This window comes from Mycobacterium sp. E787 (genome assembly GCF_001668725.1).
Classification (GTDB): domain Bacteria; phylum Actinomycetota; class Actinomycetes; order Mycobacteriales; family Mycobacteriaceae; genus Mycobacterium.
This window is the reverse complement of the sequence record NZ_LZKL01000012.1, coordinates 13,980-29,183: the sequence shown is the minus strand read 5'-3', so window position 1 is coordinate 29,183 and position 15,204 is coordinate 13,980. Positions and strand designations below refer to the sequence as shown.

Here is a 15,204-nt window from a genome sequence, read left to right as displayed (position 1 = left end):
GGCCGGCCAGCCGAGAGGTTTGAATTCGGGCCTGACCGGGTAAAACGTCGAGATGCTCGACACGTCCAACAGGGTGCACACGGGGATCGATTTCGGGATCCCCGGCCGCGTGGCGGCGGCACTCTGGGCGGTCGGCGTCCTGGCCGGCGTCCTGGCGTTGCTGACCGGGCACGCCGCGTTGGCAATCATGGGGCTGGTATTGGCGGTCGCGTCGCCATGGTGCGGGCTGGCCTGGGTGTCCCATAGTCAACGTCGGGCCGCCGGTTCGACCTGGGCTACCGGCTCAGCGCCGGTGGTCAGCGGCCCAATCCGCCTGCGCGGCTGAGCTCATCGAGAACGCAATTGTCGTGGCCGCAATTTTTGTGAACCGGATAGGTGTGACGGGTGCCGGATCGGGGTACCGACTCAGCCACGGGTGAGTACAGGCAAGTGCGTCAACCCGTCATTCAGCAGGAAGGAACACCCATGGCGACCGCAAGCGATTACGACGCACGCCGTGTATCCGACGTCGAGACTCAGGACCCCGCCGCACTGCGCGAGCTGGCGCCCACCCTGCCCCTCTCGTCGACGGCCGTTGTCGACGAGGACCCCAACGATGTGCTCTTCTTCGAGCTGCCCGGCGCGGACCTGTCGAGCGAGGAGCTGTCGGTGACGGTGATCCCCCAGCGGGCCGACGAGTTCACTTGTTCGAGCTGCTTTTTGGTGCAGCACCGGAGCCGCATGCGCAAGTCGGGCTCGGGACTTTCCGTCTGCGCGGACTGCGCATAGCACCGGGCGCGACCGGGGGACCGATCGTCGCACCTTGACCAACCGGGGACACCGTGTTTCTGTCGTCAGCGTGGCAGCATCCGCGACTCGCCCGGACGGTACGCCGGATGCCTTGAGCCGGCCGCCGGGCCTGCCCGCCCCGCGCGCGCTTCGCTCGGCGTTCGCCGCCGCGTATGCGGTCGCCTACCTAATCGGCGGCGAGCGCCGGATGCTGCGGCTGATCCGTCGGTACGGGCCCATCATGACGATGCCCGTGCTCAGCCTGGGCAACGTCGCGATCGTGTCGGACCCGGAACTGGTCAAGCAGGTGTTCACCGCGGCCCCGGACGTGCTGCTGGGCGGCGAGGGTGTCGGGCCCGCGGCCGCCATCTACGGATCCGGATCGATGTTTGTGCAGGAGGAGCCGGAGCACCTACGGCGGCGCAAACTCTTGACGCCCCCGCTGCACGGCGCCGCGCTGAGCAGTTACGTACCGATCATGCAGAGCTGCGCCCGCGCCGCGATGCACAGCTGGCCAGTTGACCGGCCGTTCGAAATGCTCACGGCGGCGCGGGCACTGACCCTCGACGTGATCGTCCGGATCATCTTCGGCGTTGACGAACCCGACGAGGTTCGGCGCGTGGGTAGGCCCTTCGAAAGTCTGTTGAAGCTCGGCGTTTCCGAGCAGTTGACGCTCCGCTACGCCCTGCGCCACCTGGGCGCGCTGCGGGTGTGGCCCCGGCGCGCCCGCGCCAACCGGGAGATCGACGACGTGGTGCTGCCGCTCATCGCGCGGCGGCGAAGCGATCCGCGCCTGACCGAGCAACTCGACATCCTGGCGTTGCTGATGCGCGCCCGCGGCGAAGACGGGAAAGGCCTGTCCGACAGCGAGATTCGTGACGATCTGATCACCCTGATGCTGGCGGGGCACGAAACCACCGCGACCACGTTGGCGTGGGTTTTCGATCTGCTGCTGCACCACCCCGATGCGCTGCGACGGGTGCAAGCCGAAGCACAGAGCGGGGGGGAGGCGTTCACGACCGCGGTGATCCACGAGACGCTGCGGGTACGGCCGCCGGCGCCGTTCACGGCGCGCGTTGCGGCGCAACCCTTTCCGATCGGCGGCTACCTCGTCGACGCCGGCACCCGCATCGTCGTGCACATCATCGCGATCAATCGCAATCCCGCGATCTACGAGCACCCGAACGAGTTCCGGCCGGAGCGATTCCTCGGCAGCCGGCCCGAGACGTTTGCGTGGGTGCCGTTCGGTGGCGGCGTCAAACGCTGTCTGGGCGCAGCGTTCTCGCTGCGCGAGTTGGTCACCGTGCTGCACACACTGCTGCGCGAGGGCGAGTTCAGCGCCGTCGACGACGAGCCCGAGAGGATCGTGCGCCGCTCCATCATGCTGGCGCCGCGCCGCGGCACCAGGGTGCGCCTGCGCCCCATTCAGGCGGGCGCGCGATAACCGGCTCGTCGCTGTGCGCCTGCGTGTGATTGTCGTACCCATCCACTAGGTTCATCGGCGAGTCCGCGTCGGCACCGTGGGGAGTCATGGAGAAGATACTCGGGTCCTTCCTGCTGTTGGGGTTCGCTCTCCCTTGGTTTTTCACCCAGCACGCGACCGGTAGCGTGGTCGCGGGATTCTCGGCGGGACTCGGCGGCCTCGTCCTGACGGTGCCGGCCCTGTTGTGGCTCGGTGTTCGACGGGACCGCTACCGGGATGAGCGACGGCGCAGGCGCGACCTCCGGTACGCGATGTCGGATCTGGCGGCCGTCGATGACATGTCGGGCGTCGAGTTCGAGGAATTCGTCGCCGCGCGGCTTCGCACCGCGGGGTGGGGCGTCACTCACACCGCCACCACGGGCGACTACGGCGTGGACCTGATCGCCACCAGGGACGGCGCCCGCATGGCGATCCAATGCAAGCGGCAGGCGAAGGCCGTCGGTGTGGCCGCCGTGCAGCAGGTCGTCTCCGGCGCCCGGCACCACGGCTGCAACCAGCCGGTCGTCGTGACAAACCGGGCGTTCACCAAGGCGGCTCGCCAGTTGGCGGCCACGCATCAATGCCGTCTCGTCGGGCGCGAGCAATTGCACATCTGGGCGCGGGCCGCCGGGCCGACAAGCGGCTTCGCAAAGCGACACCGCACGTAAGACCGCTTCGGATATCGAGTGCTCACAAGATGATTCGGCACATGACCCGACCGCGCGTCATTCAGCCCTGTTGGGCCACGCCACAGACGCGACTCAACGCCCGCAGTCCCTCGGGCGTGCCAGGCCAATGTTTTTGCAGCATCTGCGGACCGGCGGTGCGCACGACGACGCGCAGCATGATCGCGACCAGGACGGCGTCGTCGAGGAATCCGATGACGGGGACGAAATCCGGTATCAGTTGGATGGGCGAGAAGATATAGCCCAGCACCAGCATCAGTTCGATGCGGACCATCCGCGGCACCGCGCGGTCGGTGGCCACGCGCTTGAGCAGTCGCAGCAGGTCGGGCAGCAACCGGATTATGTCGCCGAGGCTGAGGTCGTCGGGTTTGGCCACCCAGATGGTGGCAGCCAGGATGAGCCAGGCGAGCATGATGCCGCTGAGGGCACCGGCGAGTATCGACCACACCGCGCGTTATCCGTCGCTCGGAACCGCTAGGGTCGCGGCGACCGAGCGGGGCGCGACCTTGCCGCCGTGTGTGGCGTTGACTTGGGCGAGCCCGAGCGCCCTCTGGTTCTGGAGCGCGAGGTGGCGCGTCGAGCGGGGGTTGGCTTGCGCTGGCCGTCGGATCGGTGCGTCAGATAATGCACGCCCAAAAGCGTTCCGCCAACCGGTAACAGCAGCGGCCACTCCACCAGGCCGGCCGCGCCGACCGCAGCGACCGCTAGCGCCGCCGCGGGAAGGGACCGACTGCCGGTGCGCAATCCGCTTTGGACGCCGCTGACCGCTCCGCGGACGCCGCCCACCACTCCATTGACGGCCGCGCCTCCAACCGCTCCTGCCGCCGCGACGCTCGCGTCAACCGTGCTGCTGGCCGCATGCAGTGCGCCTCGCAAAATATTCATTGTTGCTCCTTCGCCAAAACTCCAATTCGGCGCCTCCCCAATGGGATTCGCTGCTCGCATAGCGCCGCATGGTCTCCGGCTGCTCACCGGGCCGGCGTCCGGGCATCGCCTAGCGGTCCAAAGTGGAGTTAGCCAGTTCTTCTCCGGCGCGGCGCTCTACCAGCAGTGGAACGAAATTGCGTAGCGTGCACTGCTGGAACCGCCCGTAGGTTTGCTCGACTACCGCCGCGACGTGAGCGTGCGGAAGCTGCGCGTACTTCTGGGCAAGACGACGCTGAACCGCCTCGATCTGTGCCCGCTCTTCTTGGAGCACACCCGCAGCCCCATCCACCTATGGAGCTTAACCTAGTAGTCGCCGCAGCAACACCTGGAGTTCACCAAGCCGCTGCGCGTTGCCGCAGGTGCCGTCGCCGCCCGGGTCGGGTACCGGTGACCGATAAGTCTCTTGATATCGGGGATCAGCAAACGTGCTGCGGCCGATCACACTCGTGACCTAACGGTCGGGGTGGCGGGATTTGAACCCACGGCCTCTTCGTCCCGAACGAAGCGCGCTACCAAGCTGCGCCACACCCCGCTTGAAGCCACGACAGCCTATCGCACCGGCCCGCCGGCTGACCAAACCGCAGGCTACGGGCTAGGTCCACGCGCAGGTGCGCTCGAATTCCGCCAGCGCCTCGGCCGGGCCGGTCGGGTCGAGACCCTGGGCGCTGACCCATTCGTCGCTGAAATAGGTGTCGGCGTAGCGGTCGCCGCTGTCGGCGAGCAGCGTGACCACCGACCCGCCGCGGCCCTCGGCGACCATCTCGGCCAGCAGCCCGAACGCGCCCCACAGGTTGGTGCCCGTCGACGGCCCCACCCGGCGCCCCAGAACGGCGCTGACGTGTCGAGCGGCGGCGATCGACGCCGCGTCGGGCACGGCGACCATGCGGTCGACCACGCCGGGCAGAAACGACGGCTCGACGCGTGGCCGTCCGATGCCCTCGATCCGGGAGGACATCGGCATCACGACATCGTCGCGGTCCTCGGAATAGGAGGGGAAGAACGCGGAGTTCTCCGGATCGACGACGCACAGCCGCGTAGCGTGGCGCCGGTAGCGGATGTAGCGGCCGATCGTCGCGCTGGTGCCGCCGGTGCCGGCCCCGACGACGATCCACTCCGGAATCGGGTATTGCTCCTCGCCCATCTGCTCGAAGATGGACTCGGCAATGTTGTTGTTGCCGCGCCAGTCCGTGGCGCGCTCGGCGTTGGTGAACTGGTCCAGGTAGTGCCCGCCGGTGTCATGGGCGATACGCTCGGCCTCGGCATACACCTGACTCGAGTCGGCGACGAAATGGCAACGGCCGCCTTGTGATTCGATCAGTGCCACCTTTGCCGCGCTGGTTGACGCCGGCATCACGGCCACGAACGGCAGCCCCAGCAGGGCCGCGAAATACGCCTCCGACACCGCCGTCGACCCCGAGGACGCCTCGACCACCGTGGTGCCCTCGCCGATCCACCCGTTGCACAGCGCGTACAGGAACAGCGAACGCGCCAACCGATGCTTGAGGCTGCCGGTGATGTGCGTCGTCTCGTCTTTGAGGTACAGCGCGACCTGCGCATCGGGGCCGCCGGTGTCCCAGGCCGACGGCAGGGGATACCGCAGCAGGTGGGTGTCGGCGCTGCGCCGGGCGTCGGCCTGGATCAGCCGGATCGCGTTGTCCGTCCAGCCTCGCGGCAGGGTGCGGACCGCGATCCGGGTCCGATCGCTCAACGCACCGAAGCGGTTGGCTGCGAACGGCTCAGATCGCTGGTGGTGTCGCGGTCGCCCATCGGGGTGGCGATCAGTGTCAGCAACGTCGCCTCCGGCCGGCAGCAGAATCGCACGGGTGCGAACGGCGAGGTGCCGATGCCGGCCGAGACATGGAGCTGCATGTTGGCGCCCCATCGGGACGGTCCCTTGGCCCGGGAGCGGTCCAGGCCGCAGTTGGTCACCAAAGCGCCGTAGAAGGGCAGGCAGAGCTGGCCGCCGTGGGTATGCCCGGCCATGACGAGCTGGTAGCCGTCGGCGGCGAAGCGGTCCAGCACCCGCGGCTCGGGCGAGTGGGTCAAGCCGAGCCGCAGGTTGGCCGCCGGGCTGGCCGGGCCGGCGATCGTGTCGTAGCGGTCCCGGTCGATGTGCGGGTCGTCCACGCCCGCGGCGGCGATGTGCAGGCCGGCCACCTCGAACTCGCGGCGGGTGTGGGTGAGGTCGAGCCAGCCGCGCTCGGTGAACGCCGCCCGCAGGTCCTGCCAGGGCAGCGGCTCGCCGCGGACCCGGTGCGACGGGTTGGTCAGGTAGTTCAACGGGTTCTTCAGGCGCGGCCCGAAGTAGTCGTTGCTGCCGAAGACGAAGACGCCCGGCCGCGACAACAGGTCGCCCAGGGTTTGCACCACCGCGGGCACCGCCTTGGGGTGCGCCAGGTTGTCGCCGGTGTTGACCACCAGGTCGGGCTCCCAGGCGGCCAGCTCGCGCAGCCACGCCTGTTTGCGACGCTGGCTGGGCAGCATGTGCAGATCGCTGATGTGCAGCACCCGCAGTGGCGTGGATCCCGGGGACAGCACGGGCATGGTGATCTCGCGCAGCACGAACGCATTGCGCTCCACGAAGGCGGCATAGCCGATGCCGGCCAGGGTCGAGGCAACCGCGACCGCGCCGGTGCGCATCAGGACGGGCGTAACTTCAGCCATGAAGGGCAGCCTACTGCCGGTTGGGTTCTGGTCGCGTATAGCTCGCGCCACGGTGCTTCAATCTTTCGCGCCACGGCGCCTCAATACTATGGCGGCGGCGGCGCTCCCGGGGGCGGTGGCGGGGCCAGCAGCGGAATGGTAATCGGCGGTAGGCCGGGAATCTCGACCACCTGTGACCCGACCACCGGTGGCGCGCCCTCCGGCGGGGGCGGGGGCGCGGGCGGGATGCCGTTGCTGACTTGAATCGTGATGATCGAGCCCGGGATCGTTTGGCCGCTGGGCGTCGTTCCGACGACCTCGCCCGCCTTTGCGCTGCTGTTCACGGAGTTCGTCTGGTCGGCGACCTGGAAGCCGGCGTCCTTGATGCGCTGGCGCGCCATGTCGACGTCCAGGCCGGTGACGGCCGGCACCCGGCCGGCGGGTGAACCCTCGACGTAACGGGGGTCCGTCGGCGGCAATGCCACCGGCCCGAAGTTGAGGGCGATCGGCTTCATCGCGGTGAACCAGGTGCGCGCGGGCTCGTTACCGCCGTACAGGTCACCCTCGCCGCAATGACGAAGCGGGGAGGAGCACAAATCGGTCGGGTTGGTCGAGTCGTCGTAGATGTAGTTGGCGGCCGCGTAGTGGCTGGTGAAACCCACGAAGCCGGACGAGCGGTGGGCCTCGGTGGTTCCCGTCTTACCCGACACCGGGAGGTCCCAGCCCGCCGCGGAGGCCGAACCGGCCGCCGTGCCACTGCCCACCGCGTCCTTGCTCATCGCGTTGGCCATGGTGTTCGCCAGACCCTCGGGGACCACCTGATCGCAGGTCTCGGTGGTCACGGCGACCTCATTGCCGTTGCGGTCGATCAGCTTGTCGATCGGGTTCGGCGGGCACCACACACCGCCCGAGGCCAGCGTGGCCGCGACGTTGGACAACTCCAGGGCGTTTACCTCGATCGGGCCGAGAGTGAACGAGCCGATGTTCTGCCGTTTGACGAAATCGGCCAGGCTCTCGTTGCTGTCGCGGTTGTAGTCGCGGGCGGTGCCGGGATTCGCATAGGAGCGCAGCCCGAGCTTGATCGCCATGTCGACCGCGCGCCCGACTCCGATCTGGGTGATCAGCTTGGCGAACGCGGTGTTGGGCGAGGTGGCCAGCGCGTCGGTCACGCTCATGGAGCCGCGGTAGTTACCCGCGTTGACCACGCACCAGGTGTCCTTGGGGCAGCCCTTCGCCCCGCCGCTGCCGAAGCCCTTGGCCTGAAACCGCGGCGGCGCTTCGAGCGTGGCGTTGATGCCCATGCCCATGTCCAGCGCCGCGGCCGTCGTGAAGATCTTGAAGATTGACCCGGCACCGTCGCCGACCAGGGAGAACGGCTGCGGTCGCATGGTTTCGCCGGCCTCGGTGTCGAGCCCGTACTTGCGGTTACTGGCCATGGCCATCACGTGGTGGGAGGTCTTGCCGGGCTCGATCACGCTCATCACGCTCGAGATGCCCGGCAGGGTCGGGCTGGCGAATTTGTCGATGGCCGCCTTGACCGGGATCTGCACGTCGGGGTCCAGCGTCGTGCGGATCAGGTAGCCGCCCCTGGCCACCTGTTCCTTACTGATCCCCGCGCGCGAGAGGTATTCCTGGACGTAGTCGCAGAAGAACGCGCGGTCGCCTGCCGCGATGCAGCCGCGCGGCAGCTCGTTGGGCTGCGGCAGCACGCCCAGCGGCGTGGCCTTCGCGGCGCGCAGGGCGTCGGCCTCCTGCGGCAGGTTCTCGATCATGGTGTCCAGGACCAGGTTCCGCCGGGCCAGGGCGCCGTCGGGGTTCGTGTACGGGTTCAGCGCGCTGGTGGACTGCACCATGCCCGCCAGCAGCGCCGCCTGCTGCCAGTTCAGGTCGGACGCGTTGATGCCGAAGTAGGTCTGCGCCGCGTCCTGCACGCCGAACGAGCCGTTTCCGAACGAGACGAGGTTGAGGTACCGGGTCAAGATCTCGGGCTTGCTGAAGGTCTTGTCCAGCGTGAGCGCCATCCGGATCTCGCGGAGCTTGCGCGCCGGCGTGGTTTCGACGGCCGCGCGTTTCTCGGCGTCGGTCTGAGCGGTCACCAGCAGTTGATAGTTCTTCACGTACTGCTGCTCGATGGTCGAGCCGCCGCGCGTGTCGACGTCGCCGGACGCGTACCCCGCGAGGCCCGTCAGGGTGCCCTTCCAGTCCACCCCGTTGTGGTCGGCGAACCGCTTGTCCTCTATCGAGACGATCGCCAGCTTCATGGTGTTGGCGATCTTGTCGGTGGGCACCTCGAACCGGCGCTGCGAATACAGCCAGGCGATGACGTTGCCCTTCTTGTCGACCATCGTCGACACGGCCGGCACCTCGCCCTGCAGCAGCTGCGCCGACCCGTTGGCGACGACTTCGGAGGCCCGATTGGACATCAGCCCGACTCCGCCGGCGAGCGGAAACATCAGTGCCGTGGCGACGACGCTGGCCAGCAAGCAGCACCCCGCGAGCTTGAGAATGGTGAGAGCGGCCGGGGGGCGGTCTGACATGCGTACTAGGTTAGCGGCCCCCGGTGACCAGGCCACGCCGCGAGTTGACCAAAGGCCCTCACATGGCGTGACCACAGACCCTGCCGCACCATGACCAGCGAACTTACGATCGGACTGGACAGAAAATTTGCGACTCCGTCATTGGTGGTCAACCGGGACGAAGTGCGCGCTCCCGTGGCCGGATTTATCCTGCTTTCGAAAGACTGCACGCTCGTCCCAAAAAAACCGTTATCAGACTGTTGCGCAATTGCCACCTGACCACCTAACTTAGACACACGGTGAGATTCAGGTAACACCGAAATGCATGGTGTGGCGTAGATCGCAAGCAGTGGGTCTGCACCTGAGGAGGGCGGCCGCGACGAGTGGCCGGAAGGAAGGGAACAGCTCGTGTCAGGTTCACGGCCGGCCGCGCGTAGAACAAACATTGCGGCTGCACAGGGGGTACTCCGCAGTGTTGACGCCGAAGATCGGATCGCCTGGGTCTCGCAAGCGCTGTGTCGGACCACTGACCCCGATGAACTGTTCGTTCGAGGCGCCGCCCAACGCAAGGCGGCGGTGATCTGCCGGCACTGCCCGGTGATGCAGGAGTGCGGCGCGGACGCGTTGGACAACAAGGTCGAGTTCGGCGTGTGGGGCGGCATGACCGAGCGCCAGCGCAGGGCCTTGCTGAAGCAGCACCCCGAGGTCGTCTCGTGGTCGGACTTCTTCGAAAAGCGCCGCGGCCGCACCGCTGGCTGACATAGTGGTTCGAGCGCGTATCTCGCTACCGCGCGATTAATCCGTCCCCTGGTCCTGAAAACTTGGGTTTTCATCATTACTTTTTTGTTACGGCTCTCCTGTGCCGTCCTGGCTGGTAGGCGTCCAATAGCGGGCTGACGCGTGTTCAATACGAGCTAGCTTGTGCCCAATAGGGATTCGGCAGCAACGAAAACAGTCGTTCCAAAAAAGACTGGCCCGTGTCAAATAGCTCCGAGCGGGCCCTAATTGGCGTGTGCGCAATAGGGGCTTTAATTCAGCGGACCCGGCCAATAATTGCCGAGCGTGAATGCTGCGACGCATTTCCGGTGGTGTGCCCGCCGTGAATTTCGCGCCGGGATTCCCCGCTACTCAGCGGCTCGTTGCGCGAGCCGCCTCGTCGCCGGCGGTTTTCGGATTCGCCGCTCCTCAGCGGCTCGCTGCGCGTGCCGCCTCGTCGCCGGCGGGGCCGGGATTCGCCGCTCCTCAGCGGCTCGTTGCGCGAGCCGCCTCGTCGCCGGCGGCGGTGATCTGGTCGGCGAGCGCGCGCAGCGCGTCCAGGTCCGAGACGTCGAACGGCAGCGACGGCACCCCGATGACCGGCACGTGCGGGTGGGCCCCGGTGAAGCGGGATAGCAGCCTGACCTCCCGCTTGGCGGTCTGCGCGCGGTCGGCGTGGATGCGCAGCACCGCGGCGGCCAGCGCGGCGGCCTCGGAATCCGAGGCGTCCAACGTCTCGCTTCCATCGATCGCCCGCTCGACCGGTAGGGAACACAGCGTCGGGTGGGTGCGGTTCAAGACCAGCCCCGCGAGGGGCATGGCCTCCTGCGACAGGCGGTCGACGAAGAAGGCCGCCTCGCGCAGCGCGTCCGGCTCGGCGGCCGACACCACCACGAATTGGGTGCCGCGCCTTTTCAGCAGCGCGTAGGTGCGATCGGCCTTCTCGCGGAAGCCGCCGAAGGTGGCGTCCAGCGACTGCACGAATGCCGCCGCGTCGCCCAGCATCTGCGAACCGAGCACCGTCGACAGCGCCTTCATCGCCAAACCCATTGCGCCGGTGACCAATCGGCCAATGCCTCGGCCGGGCGCGAGGAGTAGCCGCCATAATCGGCTATCCATGAAGCTGCCCAGTCGTTTCGGCGCATCCAGGAAATCCAGCGCGTTGCGCGACGGGGGAGTGTCCACCACCACCAGGTCCCAGCGATCCTGGCCCAGCAGTTGACCGAGCTTCTCCATCGCCATGTACTCTTGCGTGCCGGCCAGCGAAGTCGCCACGGTCTGATAGAACTGGTTGTCCAGAATCCCTTGTGCCCGACCGGGTCCCGAATACTGGACCACCATTTCGTCGAAGGTGCGGCGCATGTCGAGCATCATCGCGTGCAGCTCGCCGGAGACCTCGGGCGCCAATGGCACCCGCTGCGGGGTGTTGCCGAGATCGTTGACTCCGAGCGCTTGCGCCAGCCGCTTGGCCGGATCGATCGTCAAAACGCATACCGTTCGGCCGTATTCGGCAGCGCGCAGCGCCATTGCCGCCGCGGTGGTGGTTTTGCCCACGCCGCCGGCGCCACAGCACACGACCACGCGGTTGGTCCGATCGGCCAGGATCGCCGCCATGTCAAGGGTTGTCGGGGCGATACTCATCGAACTCCCTGCTGTGCAAGCGATTCCGACAGCTCATAGAGGCTGCCGAGGTCGACGCCGTCGGAAATCGCGGGGAGCTCCAGGCGCGGCACCTTCAAGGCATCGAGCTGCTGCGCGGTCTCCGCCCGCGCGGTGATCCGGGTCGCGTGCTGGATCGTCTCGGTCAGCAGGCCGGCGAAGTCGGTGTCGTCGAGCTTGATTCCGGCCATCTCCAGCCCCGCCCGCACCGAGTCGGCGTCCACATCGCCCTCGGCGGCCTTCGCCAGATCGCGTGGCTCGAGGAACGACGGGATGTTGCGGTTCACGATCACGCTGCCGATCGGCAGCTCCATCTCCGCGAGCTCCTCGATGGCTTCCAGCGTTTCCTGCACGGGCAGCGCTTCCAGCAGCGTGACCAGATGGATGGCGGTCGCCTCGGAGTGCAGCAGGCGCACCACGCCCTCGGCTTGCGAGAACACCGGGCCGCCCTTGGCCAGGTCTTTCACCGCCTTGGTGACATCCAGGAACCGGGCGATCCGCCCCGTCGGCGGCGCGTCGACGACGACCGCGTCGTAGACCGGATCCTTGGACCCCTTGTTCAGGCGCACCACCGACTCCTTGATCTTGCCGGTCAGCAGCACGTCGCGCAGGCCGGGCGCGATCGTCGTCGCGAACTCGATGGCACCGATGCGGCGCATCGCCCGGCCCGCGATGCCGAGGTTGTAGAACATGTCCAGGTATTCGAGGAACGCGGCCTCGATGTCGATCGCCAGGGCGTTGACCTCGCCGCCGCGCTCGGCGGTGGCGATCTTGAGTTCCTGGTAGGGCAGGGGCGGGACGTCGAAAAGCTGCGCAATCCCTTGGCGGCCTTCGACTTCGATGAGCAGGACCTTGCGGCCGCCCGCCGCCAACGTCAGTGCCAGCGCGGCCGCCACCGTCGACTTACCCGTCCCGCCCTTGCCGGTCACGAAATGCAAGCGGGCCTTCGACAGGCGCGTTGGCCAGCCGACCGAGTTGCCGCCGCCAGGAGTGGATGCCACCATCGCATGCTAGCCCGGCCGCCGCAGGCCGCTCGGGCTGGCCAGAGCCGTTCAGCGCCGACCGATAAGCTCGCGTCATGAGCCAACCCACCGCATGGGAATACGTCACGGTCCCCCTGCTCACGCACGCGACCAAGCAGATCCTCGATCAGTGGGGGGCCGACGGCTGGGAGCTGGTGTCCGTGCTGCCCGGGCCCACCGGCGAACAGCATGTCGCGTATCTGAAGCGCCCCAAATAAAGATGAGTGCCTCCGCCCGGCTGGGGCAGCTCGGGGTCAACCTTCCGGAGGTGGCGGCGCCGCTGGCCTCATACGTGCCCGCGGTACGAACCGGCAACCTGGTCTACACCTCGGGCCAGCTGCCGATGGAGGCCGGACGGCTGGCGGCAACCGGCAAGGTCGGCGCCGAGGTCAGCCCCGACGACGGCAAGGCGCTGGCGCGGATGTGCGCGCTCAACGCGCTCGCGGCGGTGGATTCGCTGGTGGGCATCGACGACGTCACCCGGGTGGTCAAGGTGGTCGGCTTCGTCGCGTCGGCCCCGGGGTTCAACGGCCAGCCGGGCGTCGTCAACGGGGCATCCGAGCTGCTCGCCGAGGTGTTCGGCGACGCGGGGGCGCACGCGCGTTCGGCGGTCGGCGTCTCCGAGCTGCCGCTGGACGCGCCGGTGGAGGTGGAGCTGATCGTGGAGGTCGGCGCGGGCCCGTGACCGAGATTGCCGAGTCGCCGACCCATCCCGCGTACGGCAGGTTGCGGGCGGTCACCGAGACCGTCTCGGTCCTGCTGGCCGACAACCCCGGCCTGCTGACGCTGGACGGGACCAACACCTGGGTGCTCCGCGGCCCGGGCAGCGACGAGATGGTCGTCGTCGATCCCGGCCCCGAGGACGACGAGCACATCGCCCGGGTCGCCGCGGTCGGTCGCATCTCCCTGGTGCTGATCAGCCACCGCCACGGCGATCACACCGACGGCATCGACAAGCTGGTCGAACGCACGGGCGCGACGGTCCGTTCCGCCGGTAGCGGGTTTCTGCGCGGCCTCGGCGGTCACCTGACCGACGGCGAGGTGATCGATGCGGCCGGCCTCAAGATCAAGGTGATGGCCACGCCCGGGCACACCGCCGACTCGCTGTCGTTCGTCCTCGACGACGCCGTGCTCACGGCCGACACCGTGCTGGGCCGTGGCACCACCGTCATCGACAAGGAGGACGGCGGCCTGGCCGACTACCTGGAATCCCTGCGGCGGCTGCGCGGCCTGGGGCGCCGCCGGGTGCTGCCCGGCCACGGCCCGGACCTGCCGAACCTGGAAGCCGTCGCGGCCGGCTACCTGACACACCGGCGCGAACGCCTGGAACAGGTGCGCGCGGCGGTGCGGGACCTCGGCGACGACGCCACCACCCGCCAGGTCGTCGAACACGTCTACGTCGACGTCGACGAGAAACTCTGGGACGCGGCGGAGTGGTCGGTGCAGGCGCAGTTGGACTACCTGCGCACTCAGTAGCGAGCAGACGCAAAGGCTCCCGTTTTCTCGGCGTGTCGGGTGCTTTTGTGTCTGGTGGCCGAGGAACGCTAGCGAGCCCGCCGGGCCAGCCGCTCGGAGTCCGAAATCAGCACGCTCTTGCCCTCCAGGCGAATCCAGCCGCGGTGGGCGAAATCGGCCAGGGCCTTGTTCACCGTCTCCCGGGAAGCGCCCACCAGCTGGGCGATCTCCTCCTGCGTCAGGTCGTGGGTGACCCGCATCGCGCCGCCCTCCTGGGTGCCGAAGCGCTGCGCAAGCTGCAGCAGCTGCTTGGCCACCCGACCGGGGACGTCGGTGAAGATGAGGTCGGCCAGGTTGTTGTTGGTCCGCCGCAGCCGCCGGGCCAGTACCCGCAGCAACTGTTCGGCGATCTCGGGCCGATCGGCGATCCAGGCCCGCAGCGCGTCGCGGTCCATCGACACCGCCCGCACCTCGGTGATCGTGGTCGCGCTGGACGTCCGTGGGCCCGGGTCAAAGATCGACAATTCGCCGAACATGTCCGACGGGCCCATGATCGTCAGCAGATTTTCCCGGCCGTCCGGCGAACGTCGCCCGATCTTGACCTTCCCCGAGACGATGATGTAGAGCCGATCGCCCGGCTCGCCCTCGGCGAAAACCGTGTGCCCGCGCGGGAAGTCGACGGGTTGCAATTGCTTGGTCAGCGCGGTGACCGCGCCGGGCTCAACCCCTTGGAAGATTCCGGCCCTTGCCAGGATCTCGTCCACGTTGCCTCTTCAGCTTTCCAATTATGTGTGCGGGCAGGCCAACCCTGCTCGTGTGACGTAAGTCTAGAGGTAGGCGAAGTGTGTCCAACCTGCCACGCTACACACGATTGACGTGTCCGGTCCCCCTAAATTGCGGATTGACGTGGGAGTGGGCTCCCAGTCGCGTCGGTAATCCGGGCTCGTCGCGCTCACCGAAAGCGATGGCAAACTCCGGCGCGGCGTGCCGCGGCCCCCCGTGCCGGCCGGACTGCGGCGACTCGGCCAGCCGCAGCGCCTGGCGCCGATGCAGGTATTCCAGCGCCTCGGGCATGCCTTCGCGGGCCAACGTGTGCACGTCGACGGGCTCGGCATGGTCGAGGAAATCGTCGACGTCGATCGCCGTGACGGCGTCGCGGGCAAGGTCGGATTCCAGCCGCCCCAAGCCGAGCGCCACGAGCATCAGCAGCCCGGGAACGCACGCCACCAGCAACCATGACACAAGGAGAGTAAACATGGCTTAGGTCTCAGTGAGATCACGAAATCAGTACTCTGTCGTAGGTGACAGCG

At 67.8% G+C, this 15,204-nt stretch carries 18 protein-coding genes and 1 tRNA gene; 8 read left to right on the top strand and 11 right to left on the bottom strand.

What is annotated here, in order from left to right:
• The first annotated feature begins 52 nt into the window (after positions 1-52).
• From A5705_RS00750 to A5705_RS00735, 4 genes are all read left to right on the top strand, one after another.
• Positions 53-325, top strand: coding sequence for a hypothetical protein (locus A5705_RS00750; RefSeq protein ID WP_067884331.1), 273 nt, complete (start codon positions 53-55; stop codon positions 323-325).
• 140 nt (positions 326-465) lie between these two features.
• Complete coding sequence (locus A5705_RS00745; protein ID WP_067884334.1) at positions 466-768, top strand: DUF4193 domain-containing protein; 303 nt, start codon at positions 466-468, stop codon at positions 766-768.
• A gap of 34 nt (positions 769-802) precedes the next feature.
• Positions 803-2,212, top strand: coding sequence for a cytochrome P450 (locus A5705_RS00740; protein ID WP_156762986.1), 1,410 nt, complete (start codon positions 803-805; stop codon positions 2,210-2,212).
• An 86-nt stretch (positions 2,213-2,298) separates the two neighbouring features.
• Positions 2,299-2,898 (top strand): restriction endonuclease, encoded by a 600-nt coding sequence (locus tag A5705_RS00735; protein WP_067884335.1) that lies wholly within the window; start codon positions 2,299-2,301, stop codon positions 2,896-2,898.
• A 61-nt stretch (positions 2,899-2,959) separates the two neighbouring features.
• Here A5705_RS00735 and A5705_RS00730 read toward each other — a convergent pair whose 3' ends face one another.
• From A5705_RS00730 to ponA2, 7 genes are all read right to left on the bottom strand, one after another.
• Entirely contained in the window at positions 2,960-3,364 is a 405-nt protein-coding gene (locus A5705_RS00730; RefSeq protein WP_067884336.1) for a YkvA family protein, read from the bottom strand.
• Between the two features lie 26 nt (positions 3,365-3,390).
• Positions 3,391-3,801 (bottom strand): hypothetical protein, encoded by a 411-nt coding sequence (locus tag A5705_RS28325; RefSeq protein WP_082956212.1) that lies wholly within the window; start codon positions 3,799-3,801, stop codon positions 3,391-3,393.
• Positions 3,802-3,910: 109 nt separating this feature from the next.
• Positions 3,911-4,132, bottom strand: coding sequence for a three-helix bundle dimerization domain-containing protein (locus tag A5705_RS26810; protein ID WP_156762985.1), 222 nt, complete (start codon positions 4,130-4,132; stop codon positions 3,911-3,913).
• 169 nt (positions 4,133-4,301) lie between these two features.
• Positions 4,302-4,375 (bottom strand) — tRNA-Pro (locus A5705_RS00725).
• A 60-nt stretch (positions 4,376-4,435) separates the two neighbouring features.
• Positions 4,436-5,551 carry a PLP-dependent cysteine synthase family protein gene (locus A5705_RS00720; protein WP_068274564.1) on the bottom strand — a complete coding sequence of 372 codons (1,116 nt, stop codon included), beginning with the start codon at positions 5,549-5,551 and terminating at the stop codon, positions 4,436-4,438.
• Positions 5,548-6,507 (bottom strand): metallophosphoesterase, encoded by a 960-nt coding sequence (locus tag A5705_RS00715; RefSeq protein ID WP_068274562.1) that lies wholly within the window; start codon positions 6,505-6,507, stop codon positions 5,548-5,550. Before A5705_RS00715 ends, A5705_RS00720 begins: the two co-directional genes overlap by 4 nt.
• A gap of 86 nt (positions 6,508-6,593) precedes the next feature.
• On the bottom strand, positions 6,594-9,023 hold the full coding sequence (gene ponA2 / locus A5705_RS00710; protein ID WP_067884342.1) for a transglycosylase/D,D-transpeptidase PonA2: 2,430 nt from the start codon (positions 9,021-9,023) through the stop codon (positions 6,594-6,596).
• Between the two features lie 387 nt (positions 9,024-9,410).
• Between ponA2 and A5705_RS00705 the strand changes: the two genes are divergently transcribed.
• Complete coding sequence (locus tag A5705_RS00705) at positions 9,411-9,761, top strand: WhiB family transcriptional regulator (RefSeq protein ID WP_067884344.1); 351 nt, start codon at positions 9,411-9,413, stop codon at positions 9,759-9,761.
• 483 nt (positions 9,762-10,244) lie between these two features.
• On the opposite strand, the gene A5705_RS00700 is transcribed toward A5705_RS00705, so the two are convergent.
• Positions 10,245-11,399, bottom strand: coding sequence for an ArsA family ATPase (locus A5705_RS00700; protein ID WP_068274559.1), 1,155 nt, complete (start codon positions 11,397-11,399; stop codon positions 10,245-10,247).
• Entirely contained in the window at positions 11,396-12,421 is a 1,026-nt protein-coding gene (locus A5705_RS00695) for an ArsA family ATPase (RefSeq protein ID WP_067884348.1), read from the bottom strand. Before A5705_RS00695 ends, A5705_RS00700 begins: the two co-directional genes overlap by 4 nt.
• A gap of 74 nt (positions 12,422-12,495) precedes the next feature.
• On the opposite strand from A5705_RS00695, the gene A5705_RS27600 reads away from it, so the two are divergent.
• The 3 genes from A5705_RS27600 to A5705_RS00685 are packed head-to-tail and all read left to right on the top strand — an operon-like array spanning position 12,496 to position 13,915.
• Positions 12,496-12,657 (top strand): DUF4177 domain-containing protein, encoded by a 162-nt coding sequence (locus tag A5705_RS27600; protein WP_007166633.1) that lies wholly within the window; start codon positions 12,496-12,498, stop codon positions 12,655-12,657.
• A 2-nt stretch (positions 12,658-12,659) separates the two neighbouring features.
• Positions 12,660-13,124, top strand: coding sequence for a RidA family protein (locus tag A5705_RS00690; protein ID WP_067884349.1), 465 nt, complete (start codon positions 12,660-12,662; stop codon positions 13,122-13,124).
• Positions 13,121-13,915 (top strand): MBL fold metallo-hydrolase, encoded by a 795-nt coding sequence (locus tag A5705_RS00685; RefSeq protein ID WP_068274556.1) that lies wholly within the window; start codon positions 13,121-13,123, stop codon positions 13,913-13,915. The genes A5705_RS00690 and A5705_RS00685 overlap by 4 nt, the downstream gene beginning before the upstream one ends.
• Before the next feature lie 68 nt (positions 13,916-13,983).
• Here A5705_RS00685 and crp read toward each other — a convergent pair whose 3' ends face one another.
• Positions 13,984-14,658, bottom strand: a complete 675-nt coding sequence (gene crp, locus A5705_RS00680; RefSeq protein WP_036465140.1) for a cAMP-activated global transcriptional regulator CRP — start codon at positions 14,656-14,658, stop codon at positions 13,984-13,986.
• Positions 14,659-14,755: 97 nt separating this feature from the next.
• On the bottom strand, positions 14,756-15,151 hold the full coding sequence (locus A5705_RS00675; RefSeq protein WP_067884352.1) for a hypothetical protein: 396 nt from the start codon (positions 15,149-15,151) through the stop codon (positions 14,756-14,758).
• Positions 15,152-15,204: the final 53 nt, after the last annotated feature.

What these genes read in the sequence shown, in the direction of transcription:
- A5705_RS00750 (WP_067884331.1), top strand. Translation starts at nt 53, where the DNA reads ATGCTCGACACGTCCAACAGGGTGCACACGGGGATCGATTTCGGGATC.
- A5705_RS00745 (WP_067884334.1), top strand. Translation starts at nt 466, where the DNA reads ATGGCGACCGCAAGCGATTACGACGCACGCCGTGTATCCGACGTCGAG.
- A5705_RS00735 (WP_067884335.1), top strand. Translation starts at nt 2,299, where the DNA reads ATGGAGAAGATACTCGGGTCCTTCCTGCTGTTGGGGTTCGCTCTCCCT.
- A5705_RS28325 (WP_082956212.1), bottom strand. Translation starts at nt 3,801, where the DNA reads ATGAATATTTTGCGAGGCGCACTGCATGCGGCCAGCAGCACGGTTGAC.
- A5705_RS00715 (WP_068274562.1), bottom strand. Translation starts at nt 6,507, where the DNA reads ATGGCTGAAGTTACGCCCGTCCTGATGCGCACCGGCGCGGTCGCGGTT.
- ponA2 (WP_067884342.1), bottom strand. Translation starts at nt 9,023, where the DNA reads ATGTCAGACCGCCCCCCGGCCGCTCTCACCATTCTCAAGCTCGCGGGG.
- A5705_RS00700 (WP_068274559.1), bottom strand. Translation starts at nt 11,399, where the DNA reads ATGAGTATCGCCCCGACAACCCTTGACATGGCGGCGATCCTGGCCGAT.
- A5705_RS00695 (WP_067884348.1), bottom strand. Translation starts at nt 12,421, where the DNA reads ATGGTGGCATCCACTCCTGGCGGCGGCAACTCGGTCGGCTGGCCAACG.
- A5705_RS27600 (WP_007166633.1), top strand. Translation starts at nt 12,496, where the DNA reads ATGAGCCAACCCACCGCATGGGAATACGTCACGGTCCCCCTGCTCACG.
- A5705_RS00690 (WP_067884349.1), top strand. Translation starts at nt 12,660, where the DNA reads ATGAGTGCCTCCGCCCGGCTGGGGCAGCTCGGGGTCAACCTTCCGGAG.
- A5705_RS00675 (WP_067884352.1), bottom strand. Translation starts at nt 15,151, where the DNA reads ATGTTTACTCTCCTTGTGTCATGGTTGCTGGTGGCGTGCGTTCCCGGG.